Origin of the sequence: Micromonospora sp. LOL_013 (assembly GCF_048060315.1) — a bacterium.
In the GTDB taxonomy this organism is placed as follows: Bacteria; Actinomycetota; Actinomycetes; order Mycobacteriales; family Micromonosporaceae; genus Micromonospora_E.
Genome location: NZ_JBHMIQ010000001.1, coordinates 64,761 through 77,799, shown reverse-complemented (window position 1 = coordinate 77,799; position 13,039 = coordinate 64,761). Strand labels below are relative to the sequence as shown.

General features: G+C 67.9%; 12 protein-coding genes. All 12 read right to left on the bottom strand.

All coding sequences use genetic code 11. The features are described 5' to 3' along the window. Positions 1 to 2: 2 nt before the first annotated feature. On the bottom strand, positions 3 to 842 hold the full coding sequence (gene rplB / locus ACFHWS_RS00375; RefSeq protein ID WP_416551276.1) for a 50S ribosomal protein L2: 840 nt from the start codon (positions 840 to 842) through the stop codon (positions 3 to 5). 12 nt (positions 843 to 854) lie between these two features. Further along, the gene (gene rplW, locus ACFHWS_RS00370) at positions 855 to 1,157 is read right to left on the bottom strand and encodes a 50S ribosomal protein L23 (protein WP_416551275.1); all 303 of its coding nucleotides are present in this window, start codon (positions 1,155 to 1,157) and stop codon (positions 855 to 857) included. Next, positions 1,154 to 1,813, bottom strand: a complete 660-nt coding sequence (gene rplD / locus ACFHWS_RS00365; protein WP_416551274.1) for a 50S ribosomal protein L4 — start codon at positions 1,811 to 1,813, stop codon at positions 1,154 to 1,156. The genes rplW and rplD overlap by 4 nt, the downstream gene beginning before the upstream one ends. Next, a complete protein-coding gene (gene rplC, locus ACFHWS_RS00360; RefSeq protein WP_278173677.1) occupies positions 1,810 to 2,475 on the bottom strand; it encodes a 50S ribosomal protein L3 in 666 nt (221 codons plus the stop codon). The genes rplD and rplC overlap by 4 nt, the downstream gene beginning before the upstream one ends. Before the next feature lie 10 nt (positions 2,476 to 2,485). Further along, on the bottom strand, positions 2,486 to 2,794 hold the full coding sequence (rpsJ, locus tag ACFHWS_RS00355; RefSeq protein ID WP_007073037.1) for a 30S ribosomal protein S10: 309 nt from the start codon (positions 2,792 to 2,794) through the stop codon (positions 2,486 to 2,488). 408 nt (positions 2,795 to 3,202) lie between these two features. Next, positions 3,203 to 4,396, bottom strand: a complete 1,194-nt coding sequence (gene tuf / locus ACFHWS_RS00350; protein WP_281551894.1) for an elongation factor Tu — start codon at positions 4,394 to 4,396, stop codon at positions 3,203 to 3,205. A 187-nt stretch (positions 4,397 to 4,583) separates the two neighbouring features. After that, on the bottom strand, positions 4,584 to 6,680 hold the full coding sequence (gene fusA, locus ACFHWS_RS00345; RefSeq protein WP_416551273.1) for an elongation factor G: 2,097 nt from the start codon (positions 6,678 to 6,680) through the stop codon (positions 4,584 to 4,586). A gap of 67 nt (positions 6,681 to 6,747) precedes the next feature. Continuing rightward, positions 6,748 to 7,218, bottom strand: a complete 471-nt coding sequence (gene rpsG / locus ACFHWS_RS00340; protein WP_278112081.1) for a 30S ribosomal protein S7 — start codon at positions 7,216 to 7,218, stop codon at positions 6,748 to 6,750. Between the two features lies 1 nt (position 7,219). After that, positions 7,220 to 7,594, bottom strand: coding sequence for a 30S ribosomal protein S12 (gene rpsL / locus ACFHWS_RS00335; protein ID WP_123606153.1), 375 nt, complete (start codon positions 7,592 to 7,594; stop codon positions 7,220 to 7,222). A 483-nt stretch (positions 7,595 to 8,077) separates the two neighbouring features. Next, entirely contained in the window at positions 8,078 to 8,452 is a 375-nt protein-coding gene (locus tag ACFHWS_RS00330; RefSeq protein ID WP_416551406.1) for a hypothetical protein, read from the bottom strand. Between the two features lie 196 nt (positions 8,453 to 8,648). Beyond that, positions 8,649 to 9,014, bottom strand: coding sequence for a hypothetical protein (locus ACFHWS_RS00325; protein WP_416551272.1), 366 nt, complete (start codon positions 9,012 to 9,014; stop codon positions 8,649 to 8,651). Between the two features lie 82 nt (positions 9,015 to 9,096). Continuing rightward, complete coding sequence (locus ACFHWS_RS00320; RefSeq protein ID WP_416551271.1) at positions 9,097 to 12,984, bottom strand: DNA-directed RNA polymerase subunit beta'; 3,888 nt, start codon at positions 12,982 to 12,984, stop codon at positions 9,097 to 9,099. Positions 12,985 to 13,039 lie beyond the last annotated feature (55 nt).

The following is a 13,039-nucleotide window of genomic DNA, read 5'->3' as shown; positions in this document are numbered from 1 at the left end:
TTCTAGCCGCGCTTGCGGGTGGCGTAGCGGCGGCGGACGATCAGCCGGTCACTCGGCTGGCCCTTACGACGGGTCCGGCCCTCCGGCTTGCCCTTCGGGTTCACCGGGTGGCGACCACCGGAGGTCTTGCCCTCACCACCACCGTGCGGGTGGTCGACCGGGTTCATCGCGACGCCACGGACAGTCGGGCGCTTGCCCTTCCACCGCATGCGGCCCGCCTTGCCCCAGTTGATGTTTGACTGGTCGGCGTTGCCGATCTCGCCGATGGTGGCCCGGCAGCGCACGTCGACCCGGCGGATCTCGCCGGAGGGCATCCGCAGCGTCGCGTAGGCGCCCTCCCGGCCGAGCAGCTGGATGCCGGTGCCGGCCGAGCGGGCCAGCTTGGCGCCGCCACCCGGCCGCAGCTCCACACCGTGGATGGTGGAACCGACCGGGATGTTGCGCAGCGCCAGGTTGTTGCCGGGCTTGATGTCGGCGCCGGGACCGGACTCGACGGTGTCGCCCTGCTTCAGGTCCTTCGGCGCGATGATGTAGCGCTTCTCACCGTCGGCGTAGTGCAGCAGCGCGATCCGAGCGGTCCGGTTCGGGTCGTACTCGATGTGCGCGACCTTCGCCGGTACGCCGTCCTTGTCGACCCGCTTGAAGTCGATCAGCCGGTACTGGCGCTTGTGGCCACCGCCGTGGTGCCGGGCGGTGATTCGGCCGTGCGTGTTCCGACCGCCCTTCTTGGGCAGCGGCACCAGCAGCGACTTCTCCGGTGTGGACCGGGTGATCTCGACGAAGTCGGCGACGGACGAACCACGGCGGCCCGGCGTCGTCGGCTTGTACTTACGGATTGGCATTGTCTACACCCCTCAGCTGACCGGGCCGCCGAAGGCCTCGATACGGTCACCGTCGGCCAGCTTCACCATCGCCCGCTTGGTCGCCTTGCGCTGACCGAAGCCGGTACGGGTGCGCTTGCGCTTGCCTTCGCGGTTGAGCGTGTTCACGGTCAGCACGCGGACGTCGAAGATCTGCTGGATCGCGATCTTGATCTGGGTCTTGTTGGCGTCCGGGTTGACCAGGAACGTGTACCAGTTCCGGTTGAGCTCGGCGTAGCTCTTCTCCGAGACCACCGGCGCCACGATGATGTCGCGCGGGTCGGCAATCGTGCTCACTTGTCGCCCTCCTCGGTCTGCGCCGGAACACCGAGGAACTCGTCGAGAGCTCCCTTGGTGAAGACCACGTCGTCGGCGACCAGCACGTCGTACGTGTTGAGCTGACCCACCTCGATGAGGTGCACCAACGGCGTGCTGTTGCGCAGGTTGCGCAGCGACAGCCAGTTGAGCTCGTCGGTCGCGCTCAGCACGACCAGCACCCGCGTGGCGGAGCTGACCTTGCGCAGCGTGGCCAGGGCGCTCTTGGTCGACGGCTGCTCGCCGGTGACGAACGCCTCCACGACGTGCAGTTGCCCGGACCGCGCCCGGTCGGAGAGGGCACCGCGCAGCGCGGCGACCTTCATCTTCTTGGGGGTCCGCTGGCTGTAGTCACGCGGCACCGGGCCGTGCACCACGCCACCGCCGGCGAACTGCGGCGCGCGGATCGAGCCCTGCCGGGCCCGGCCGGTGCCCTTCTGCTTGTACGGCTTCTTGCCGCCGCCGGCGACCTCGCCGCGGGTCTTGGTCTTGTGGGTGCCCTGCCGCGCGGCGGCGAGCTGGGCGACCACGACCTGGTGCATCAGGGCGATGTTGGCCTGTACGTCGAAGACCTCGCCCGGCAGGTCGACGGTGCCGCTCTTGGCACCCTCGGGGTTGATCACGTCAACGGTGGTCATTTGGCGGCACCGCCCTTCTTCGCCTGCGCCTTCGCCGCGCTGCGGACCAGGATCAGCGCGCCCGCCGGGCCCGGGATCGCGCCCTTGACGAGCAGCAGGTTGCTCTCCGGGTCGACCGCCTGCACAGTGAGGTTCTGCACGGTGTAGCGCACGCTACCCATGCGACCGGCCATCTTGACGCCCTTGAAGACGCGACCCGGGGTAGCGCAGGCGCCGATCGAACCGGGCGAGCGGTGCTTGCGCTCGACACCGTGGCTGGCCCGCAGGCCGTGGAAGCCGTGCCGCTTCATGACACCGGCGAAGCCCTTGCCCTTGGTCCGGCCGGTGACGTCGACCCGGGCACCCGGCTCGAAGGTCTCGACGGTGATTTCCTGGCCCAGCTCGTACTCGCTGGCGTCCGTGGTGCGCAGCTCGACCAGGTGCCGCCGCGGCGCCACGCCGGACTTGGCGAAGTGCCCGGATTCCGGCTTGTTCACCTTGCGCGGGTCGACCGCGCCGAACGCGAGCTGGACCGCGGAGTAACCGTCCTTGTCGGCGGTCCGCACCTGGGTCACCACGCACGGGCCGGCCTGCACCACTGTCACCGGGACGACCCGGTTGTTGTCCCAGACCTGGGTCATGCCGAGCTTGGCGCCCAGGATGCCCTTCACTTGCCTGTCCATTGTCCGGTCCCTACAGCTTGATCTCGATGTCGACGCCAGCCGGCAGGTCGAGGCGCATCAGCGAATCGACCGTCTTCGGAGTCGGGTCGATGATGTCGATCAGACGCTTGTGCGTGCGCATCTCGAAGTGCTCGCGCGAGTCCTTGTACTTGTGCGGCGAACGGATGACGCAGAAACGGTTGATCTCAGTGGGCAGCGGCACCGGGCCTGCGACCTGAGCGCCGGTGCGCGTCACCGTCTCGACGATCTTCCGCGCCGAGGAGTCCACGACCTCGTGGTCATAGGCCTTGAGCCGGATGCGGATCTTTTGTCCCGCCATGGTGGCTTCTGTTCCTTCTCTCTCCGCCCGCAATGGAGCCCGCTCGCCGGAGCGGATGCCGCCGGTCGGACCCCGGCGCTGCCGTTTCATTTCGGTGTCCGACCCCCGCGGTCGGGCGTGTCGCAACCGCTGACCAGGCTCCACCCCGGGACTCCGGAGCGATCTGGCCCCACGCGGAGACGATCCCCACCGCTGAGGTCTTGGGCACCGGGCCAGGCCGGCGGCATCACCACCCCGGTCGACGAAACGGCGAAAGCCGTACGCTGCCGATCAGTGCGGGTGCCGCGGCAAATCTGCCCCGGACGCCGTGCGAGGGTGGCTGGCTGCCGGGCAGCCAGCCACCCTACGCGGACGCAACCTGACTAGTATGCCGTACCGAGGCACGGCATGGCCAATCGGGTTACCAGTTCACTTGATGATCTTGGTGACCCGGCCGGCGCCGACGGTGCGGCCACCCTCCCGGATCGCGAACTTCAGGTTCTCCTCCATGGCGATCGGCTGAATCAGCTTCACGCTCATCGAGGTGTTGTCACCGGGCATGACCATCTCGGTGCCCTCCGGCAGCGTGACCACACCGGTCACGTCGGTGGTCCGGAAGTAGAACTGCGGACGGTAGTTCTGGAAGAACGGGGTGTGCCGGCCGCCCTCCTCCTTGGAGAGGATGTAAACCGTCGCCTCGAACTCCGTGTGCGGGGTGGTGGTACCCGGCTTGATGACCACCATGCCGCGCTCGACGTCCTCGCGCTTGATACCACGCAGCAGCAGACCGACGTTCTCACCGGCCCGCGCCTCGTCGAGCAGCTTGCGGAACATTTCGATACCGGTGCAGGTGGTCTTCATCGACTTCTCACGGATGCCGACGATTTCCACCTCCTCGTTCGGCTTGAGCACGCCACGCTCGGCGCGACCGGTCACCACGGTGCCCCGACCGGTGATCGTGAAGACGTCCTCGATCGGCATCAGGAACGGCTTCTCGGTCTCCCGCTCGGGCTGCGGAATCGCGGTGTCGACCGCGTTCATCAGCTCCATGAGCTTGTCGGACCACTCTTCGTCGCCCTCCAGCGCCTTCAGCGCGGAGACCCGAACCACCGGCAGGTCGTCACCCGGGTACTCCTGGGCCGACAGCAGCTCACGGACCTCAAGCTCGACCAGCTCGAGCAGCTCCTCGTCGTCGACCATGTCGCTCTTGTTGAGCGCCACGACGATGTACGGGACGCCGACCTGACGGGCCAGCAGCACGTGCTCGCGGGTCTGCGGCATCGGGCCGTCGGTCGCCGCGACCACCAGGATCGCGCCGTCCATCTGCGCGGCACCGGTGATCATGTTCTTGATGTAGTCGGCGTGCCCGGGGCAGTCGACGTGCGCGTAGTGCCGCGCCTCGGTCTGGTACTCGACGTGCGCGATCGAGATCGTGATGCCGCGGGCCTTCTCCTCCGGCGCCTTGTCGATCTCGTCGAACGGCGTGTACGGGTTGAGGTCCGGCATCCTGTCGTGCAGGACCTTGGTGATGGCCGCCGTCAGCGTCGTCTTACCGTGGTCGATGTGACCAATGGTGCCGATGTTGACGTGCGGCTTAGTCCGCTCGAACTTCGCCTTCGCCACTGGTGTCCTCCTGTGGACTTCTTGGTTCGTACGCCCGGCGCGCCGTTCGGCGCTTAGGACTCTGTCGACAGCCTTTCCGGTCCAATGTCGGCGACCGGGAAGTGCTCGGGTCTTGCGGCGGTCACGCCTTCAGGCCCGGTATGCAATTCGCCCGAGACGGGCCGGGGAGGGTCAACTCCCCGACCCGTTACTCGCCCGTCGCCTTCGCGATGATCTCCTTCGCCACGCTCTGCGGCACTTCGGCGTAGGAGTCGAACTGCATGCTGTAGCTCGCCCGGCCCTGGGTCTTCGACCGCAGGTCGCCGACGTAGCCGAACATCTCCGACAGTGGCACCAGGGCACGGACGACGCGGGCTCCGCCGCGCTCCTCCATCGCCTGGATGATGCCACGCCGGGAGTTGAGGTCGCCGATGACGTCACCCATGTTCTCCTCTGGAGAGGTGACCTCAACGGCCATCATCGGTTCGAGCAGCGCGGGATCCGCCCGACGGGCGGCCTCCTTGAGCGCCATCGAACCAGCGATCTTGAACGCCATCTCGGACGAGTCCACCTCGTGGTACTGCCCGTCGACCAAGGTCAGCTTGACCCCGACCAGCGGGAAGCCGGCGAGGATGCCGTACTGCATGGCGTCCTGGGCACCGGCGTCGACCGACGGGATGAACTCCCGCGGCACCCGACCACCGGTCACCGCGTTGGCGAACTCGTAGGTCGGCGCCTCGTTGTCCAGCGGCAGCGGCTCCAGACTGATGATCACCCGGGCGTACTGGCCGGACCCACCGGTCTGCTTCTTGTGGGTGTACTCAACCTTTTCCACCTTCCGGCGGATGGTCTCCCGGTACGCCACCTGCGGCTTACCAATGTTGGCCTCGACGTTGAACTCGCGGCGCATCCGGTCGACCAGAATGTCCAGGTGCAGCTCGCCCATGCCGGCGATGACCGTCTGCCCGGTCTCCTCGTCGTTCTTGACGCGGAAGGTCGGGTCCTCCTCGGCCAACCGCTGGATAGCGGTGAAGAGCTTCTCCTGGTCGGCCTTTGTCTTGGGCTCGATCGCCACCTCGATGACCGGCTCCGGGAACGTCATCGACTCCAGGATGACCGGGTTCGCCGGGTCGGACAGGGTGTCGCCGGTGGTGGTCTGCTTCAGGCCCTGGACGGCGATGATGTCGCCGGCGACCGCCGTCGCCCGCTCCTCACGCTTGTTCGCGTGCATCTGGTAGATCTTGCCGATCCGCTCCTTGCGATCCTTGGTGGAGTTGATCACCTGGGACCCGGAGTCCAGCGAGCCGGAGTAGACCCGTACATAGGTCAGCTTGCCGAGGTGCCGGTCGGTCTGGATCTTGAACGCCAGGCCGGAGAACGGCTCCGTCGTTGATGGCTTCCGCAGCATCGGCGTCTCGCCGTCCGTCGCGGTGCCCTCGATCGCCGGCACGTCGAGCGGCGACGGCAAGTACTCGACCACCGCGTCCAGCATCGGCTGAACGCCCTTGTTCTTGAACGCCGAACCACACAGCACCGGGTTGCCCTTGTCGGCGAGGGTGGCCCGGCGGATCGCCGCCTTGACCTCCTCGACCGACAACTCCTCACCCTCGAGGTACTTCTCCATGATGGAGTCGTCCACGTCGGCGAGGGTCTCCAGCAGCTTCTCCCGCCACTCGGCGGCCGAGTCGGCGAGGTCGGCCGGGATCTCCTCGACCGCGTAGTCCTCGCCCTTCATCGTCTCACCACGCCAGGTCAGCGCCCGCATCTCGACCAGGTCGACGACACCGATGTGACCGCTTTCGAGGCCGATCGGGATCTGCAGCACCAGCGGGGTGGCGTTGAGTCGGTCCACCATCATCTGCACGCAGCGGAAGAAGTCGGCCCCGGTCCGGTCGAGCTTGTTGACGAAGCACATCCGGGGGACCTTGTACTTGTCCGCCTGCCGCCACACGTTCTCGGTCTGCGGCTCCACACCGGCCACGCCGTCGTAGACCGCGACCGCCCCATCGAGCACCCGCAACGACCGCTCGACCTCAACCGTGAAGTCGACGTGGCCCGGTGTGTCGATGATCTGGATCGTGTGGCCCTTCCACTCGCACTTGGTGGCGGCGGAGGTGATGGTGATGCCCCGCTCCTGCTCCTGCTCCATCCAGTCCATGACGGCAGCGCCCTCGTGGACTTCACCGATCTTGTACGTGATACCGGTGTAGAACAGGATCCGCTCAGTGGTCGTGGTCTTACCGGCATCGATGTGCGCCATGATGCCGATGTTGCGTACCTTGGCGAGCGCGTCTACGGCGGCCACTTCAATCCCTACTTCGTCTCGTCGTCGACTGTGTCTGCGCGGCTATGCCGGCGGGCATGACAGCGGCTTACCAGCGGTAGTGAGCGAAGGCCTTGTTGGACTCCGCCATCTTGTGGGTGTCCTCGCGACGCTTGACCGCCGCGCCGAGACCGTTGCTCGCGTCCAGCAGCTCGTTCATCAGCCGCTCGATCATCGTCTTCTCCCGGCGGGCCTTGGAGTACTGGACGAGCCAGCGCAGCCCGAGGGTGGTCGCCCGGGACGGGCGCACCTCGACCGGAACCTGGTACGTCGCGCCGCCGACCCGACGGCTGCGGACCTCCAGGGTCGGCTTCACGTTGTCCATGGCGCGCTTGAGGGTGACGACCGGATCGGTGCCGGACTTCTCCCGGCAACCCTCCAGGGCGCCGTAGACGATCCGCTCGGCGAGCTGACGCTTGCCTCGCAGCAGGATCTTGTTGACCAGCTGGGTCACCAGCGGGGAGTTGTACACCGGGTCCGCGACCAGGGGGCGACGCGGAGCAGGGCCCTTACGCGGCATCTCAGCTCTTCTCCTTCTTCGCGCCGTAGCGGCTGCGAGCCTGCTTGCGGTTGCGGACACCCTGGGTGTCCAGCGAACCGCGGACGATCTTGTAGCGGACGCCCGGAAGGTCCTTCACCCGGCCGCCGCGCACCAGCACGATGGAGTGCTCCTGCAGGTTGTGGCCGACGCCGGGGATGTAGGCGGTCACCTCGATCTGGCTGCTCAGCTTCACCCGAGCGACCTTGCGCAGCGCGGAGTTCGGCTTCTTGGGGGTGGTGGTGTACACACGGGTGCACACGCCACGACGCTGCGGGCTGCCCTTGAGCGCCGGCGTCTTGGTCTTGCTCGTCTTGTCCTGGCGGCCCTTACGGACCAGCTGCTGGATCGTTGGCACCGGGTTCCTTTGCTCCCTCCGGCCGCACGGGCGGCCGCACTCTTCCTCAGCCGCCCCGCAGGCCGACTCTCCTACACTCCGACCGGCCACCCACCAGGGCCCCGGCACCCGCGGTCGGGCGTGTCGCCCGCACACGGTCCCGGCCGTCAGCTGTCAACCACCGGGATCTGCACTTCGCCGTTGCGCTGCTCGATGACCATCGGCCCGGATCGGGCCGCCGGTCTGGATCGGGCGCACGCACGACTTGCCCGGGCAGGCCGGGCACAAGAGGATAGAGTACCCACCACCCGCGCGCAGGTCAAAACGGCGACACCGAACTCCTGACCCCGGCTCCGCAATCTCCGAACCCGAACCCCGGACCTCGGATCGGCCGTCTGTCTGCTCCGCCGCAGCGGACCGCTCCGGTCACCAAGTGTACCGGTTCGCCCGGGTGCCGGCCCGGCGGGCGGCGTACTGCGCACCAACCGGATGCTCCCGCGGTTGTCAGGCGGCGACCAGCAGGAGCGCGAGGGCGAAGCCGAACAGGGTCACCGCCAGCCCCGCCCCGCCGCTACTGATCCCGGCGATCGCCAGACCACGGCCGGTGAACCGTACCGCCGGCGGCGGCGCGTTCTGCCGGACCTGGCGCAGACCGAGCAGGCCCAGACCGACGGCCGCCGCTCCGAAGGCGGCGCCGAGCAGGGTGAACGCCCCGGCGGCCCAACCACCCCAGCCGCCGTCCGCGCCGGCCAGGCCCAGGCAGCCGACGGCGAGCGACACCAGCACCGAGATGACACCGGCGATCAACGACGTCACCGCCAGGCCGGACACCACCGGCGGTACCTCCAGGTGCACCAGCCCGAAACTCGTGCCGGGCACCTGCTCCACTCGCCGTGGTGACAGCCGTCCCTCCGGCGGTGGCGGCGCCACCGGTCGGGCACCGGGCGGCCCGGCCGGCGGCGCTGCGGTCCCGTACCCCGGGAACTGGGTCACCTGCGTTCCTCCTCGTCCTGCGACCGGCCCGGCCGTGGTCCGGGACCGGACGGCCCCTCGGGCCGGCCCAGTGCCGCTGCGGTCAGTCGATACCGGGGCCGAAGTCCTGCCCGACCGGACCGGTGGCCCAGTCGAAGATGCCGAGCACCAGCGCCAGGGTCAACGTCACGGCGGCGAGGAGCAGGCCCGTCCAGGCCAGGCGTTCGCCGCGGCGCAGCCAGCCCGCCCCGGTCAGGTAACCCCGCGACGAGTACGCCTCCCGGCGCGCCTGGTTGGCCAGCAGCAGCGCCACCACGGCCGGTACCACGCCGCCGACCAGCAGCCCGGTGATCACCGCGACCAGCCCGAGCGCGAAGACGGCTCCGGCCTTGGTGGACCGCACCGGATCGGGGTCCGCCGGATGCCGTGGCGTCGGGTGCGCGGCCTGGGGCACCGGGGTCACCTGCACGGTGCCAGCCTACAAGCTGAAAACGCCTGCCCCGCCGCGGTCGCGGCGGGGCAGGCGCCTGGACAGTCGTACCTGCCGTTGATCAGCGGTAGGAACCGAAATCGAAGTCGTCCAGCGGTACGGCCTGCCCGCTGGCCGGCCCGAACCCGTAGTCGGTCTCCGGGTAGCCGGTCATCGAGTAGACCTTCGCCTTCGCTTCCTCGGTCGGCTCGACCCTGATGTTGCGGTACTTGCTGATGCCGGTACCGGCCGGGATGAGCTTACCGATGATCACGTTCTCCTTGAGGCCGATCAGCGAGTCGCTGCGGGCGTTGATCGCCGCGTCGGTCAGCACCCGGGTGGTCTCCTGGAAGGAGGCCGCCGAGAGCCAGGAGTCGGTGGCCAGCGACGCCTTGGTGATGCCCATCAGCATCGGCCGACCAGCGGCGGGCTCGCCGCCTTCGGAGACGAGCCGACGGTTCTCCGACTCGAATACCGCGCGGTCAACGAGCACACCGGGCAGCAGTTCGGTGCCGCCGGAGTCGATGACCGTCACCCGCTTGAGCATCTGCCGGATGATGATCTCGATGTGCTTGTCGTGGATCAGCACACCCTGCGAGCGGTAGACCTCCTGGACCTCCTGGGTCAGGTGGACCTGGACCGCCCGCGGGCCGAGGATCCGCAGCAGTTCGTGCGGATCGATGGTGCCCTCGGTGAGCTTCTCCCCGACGGTGACGTGGTCACCGTCGTGCACCCGCAGCCGGACCCGCTTGGAGACCTTGTCGTGGACGATCTCGTCGCTGCCGTCGTCCGGGATGACGACGATCTTCCGGGACCGTTCGCCGTCCTCGATCCGCACCCGGCCCGGGGTGTCGGCGATCGGTGCCTTGCCCTTCGGCACCCGGGCCTCGAAGATCTCCTGCACCCGGGGCAGACCCTGGGTGATGTCCTCACCGGCGACACCACCGGTGTGGAAGGTCCGCATCGTCAGCTGGGTGCCCGGCTCACCGATCGACTGGGCGGCGATGATGCCGACCGCCTCGCCGATGTCCACCGTCTTGCCTGTGGGCAGCGAACGCCCGTAGCAGGCGCCGCAGACACCCAGCTTCGACTCGCAGGTAAGCACGCTGCGTACCCGCACCGTCTCGACCCCGGCGGCGACCAGCTTGTCCACCAGGATCGAGTTGAGGTCCGCGCCGCGCTCGACCACGACCTCGCCGTCGGCACCCTTGATGTCCTCGGCGAGGGTACGGGCGTGCACGCCGGTCTCGGCGAACTCGTGCACCACCAGCTTGCCGTCGAGCCGCTCACCGACCTGCATGGTGATCGCCCGGTCGGTGCCGCAGTCCTCCTCGCGGATGATGACGTCCTGCGACACGTCGACCAGTCGACGGGTCAGGTAACCGGAGTCGGCGGTCCGCAGGGCGGTGTCGGCGAGACCCTTACGGGCACCGTGGGTGGAGATGAAGTACTCCAGTACCGACAGACCCTCCCGGTAGCTCGACTTGATCGGCCGCGGGATGATTTCGCCCTTCGGGTTGGCCACCAGGCCACGGATCGCCGCGATCTGCCGCAGCTGCAGCAGGTTGCCTCGAGCACCCGAGTGGATCATCTTCCACAGCGGGTTCTCGTGCGGCAGCGAGGTCTCCAGGTCCTTGGCAATCTCGTTGGTCGCCTTGGTCCAGATCTCGATCAGCTCGCCGCGCCGCTCCTCGCCGGTCATCAGACCACGCTGGTACTGCTTGTCGATCCGGGCGGCCTCCGCCTCGTACCGCTCCAGGGTCTCCTGCTTGTGCGGCGGTGCGACGACGTCCTGCATGCCGATGGTCACACCGGACCAGGTGGCCCAGTGGTAGCCGGCCTCCTTGAGCCCGTCCAGAGTGGCGGCCAGGGCCACCTTCGGGAACCGCTCGGCCAGGTCGTTGACGATCGCCGACAGCTGGCTCTTGCGGACCTCGTAGTTGACGAACCGGTAGCCGATCGGCATGACCTCGTTGAACAGCACCCGGCCGAGGGTGGTGTCGACGATCAGCGGCTCGCCGGGCTGCCACCCCTCGGGGGCCGCCCAGCGGGACGCGCCAGCACCGTTGTCGACCTCGACCACGCCGTGCAGCCGGATCCGGACCGGCGACTGCAGGTGCAGTTCACCGTTGTCGAACGCCATCCGGGCCTCGGCGTCCGAGCTGAACACCCGACCCGCCCCCACCAGACCCTCGGTCCGGTGGGTGAGGTGGTACAGCCCGATGATCATGTCCTGGGTCGGCATGGTCACCGGCTTGCCGTCGGACGGCTTGAGAATGTTGTTCGACGACAGCATCAGGATCCGGGCCTCGGCCTGCGCCTCGGCCGACAGCGGTACGTGCACCGCCATCTGGTCACCGTCGAAGTCGGCGTTGAAGGCGGTGCAGACCAACGGGTGGATCTGGATCGCCTTGCCCTCGACCAGCTGCGGCTCGAACGCCTGGATGCCCAGCCGGTGCAGGGTCGGTGCCCGGTTGAGCAGCACCGGGTGCTCGGAGATGACCTCTTCGAGCACGTCCCACACCACCGGCCGCTGCCGCTCGACCATCCGCTTGGCCGACTTGATGTTCTGCGCGTGGTTGAGGTCGACCAGCCGCTTCATGACGAACGGCTTGAACAGCTCCAGCGCCATCTGCTTGGGCAGACCGCACTGGTGCAGCTTCAGCTTGGGACCGACGACGATGACCGATCGGCCGGAGTAGTCGACCCGCTTGCCGAGCAGGTTCTGCCGGAACCGGCCCTGCTTGCCCTTGAGCATGTCGGACAGCGACTTCAGCGGACGGTTACCCGGGCCGGTGACCGGCCGGCCGCGGCGACCGTTGTCGAACAACGCGTCGACGGCCTCCTGCAGCATCCGCTTCTCGTTGTTGACGATGATCTCGGGTGCGCCGAGGTCGATCAGCCGCTTGAGCCGGTTGTTCCGGTTGATCACCCGCCGGTACAGGTCGTTGAGGTCGCTGGTGGCGAACCGGCCACCGTCGAGCTGCACCATCGGGCGCAGGTCCGGCGGGATCACCGGTACGCAGTCGAGGACCATGCCCCCGGGCGAGTTCCGGGTGCTGAGGAACGCGGCGACCACCTTGAGCCGCTTCAAGGCCCGGATCTTGCGCTGGCCCTTGCCGCTACGGATGATTTCCCGCAGGTTGTCCGCCTCGGCGTCCAGGTCCATGTGCTGCAGCAGGGTCTTGATCGCCTCTGCGCCCATCCCGCCGGTGAAGTACTCGCCGAACCGGTCGCGCAGCTCCCGGTACAGCAGCTCGTCGGTGACCAGCTGCTTCGGCTCCAGCTTGCGGAAAGTGTCGAGCACCTCGTCGAGCCGGTCGATCTCCCGCTGCGCCCGGTCGCGGATCTGGCGCATCTCCCGCTCGCCGGACTCCTTGACCTTGCGGCGTACGTCGGCCTTGGCGCCCTCGGCCTCCAGCTCGGCCAGGTCGGCCTCCAGCTTGGCGGCCCGCTTCTCGATCTCCGAGTCGCGGCTGTTCTCCGACTGACGCTTCTCCGCGAAAATCTCGTTCTCGATCGTCGAAATGTCACGGTGGCGTGCCTCGGCGTCGACCCCGGTCACCACGTACGACGCGAAGTAAATGATCTTTTCCAGGTCCTTTGGCGCCAGGTCGAGCAGGTAGCCGAGCCGGCTCGGGACGCCCTTGAAGTACCAGATGTGGGTGACCGGAGCGGCGAGCTCGATGTGCCCCATCCGCTCACGACGGACCTTGGACCGGGTCACCTCGACGCCGCACCGCTCACAGATGATGCCCTTGAAGCGGACGCGCTTGTACTTGCCGCAGTAGCACTCCCAGTCCCGCTGCGGACCGAAGATCTTCTCGCAGAAGAGCCCGTCCTTCTCCGGCTTGAGGGTGCGGTAGTTGATCGTCTCGGGCTTCTTGACCTCGCCGTGGGACCACTGACGAATATCGTCGGCGGTGGCGAGACCGATGCGCAACTCGTCGAAGAAGTTGACGTCGAGCACGTTTCGTGTCCCCTATGTCGTCGTCGCTACTGCTGGTTCACGGGGCCCCGGTCGG

Bases quoted from the DNA above. Each gene is read 5' to 3' on its own strand.
- rplB (WP_416551276.1), bottom strand. From the start codon at position 842: ATGCCAATCCGTAAGTACAAGCCGACGACGCCGGGCCGCCGTGGTTCG.
- rplD (WP_416551274.1), bottom strand. From the start codon at position 1,813: ATGACCACCGTTGACGTGATCAACCCCGAGGGTGCCAAGAGCGGCACC.
- rplC (WP_278173677.1), bottom strand. From the start codon at position 2,475: ATGGACAGGCAAGTGAAGGGCATCCTGGGCGCCAAGCTCGGCATGACC.
- rpsJ (WP_007073037.1), bottom strand. From the start codon at position 2,794: ATGGCGGGACAAAAGATCCGCATCCGGCTCAAGGCCTATGACCACGAG.
- rpsG (WP_278112081.1), bottom strand. From the start codon at position 7,218: ATGCCGCGTAAGGGCCCTGCTCCGCGTCGCCCCCTGGTCGCGGACCCG.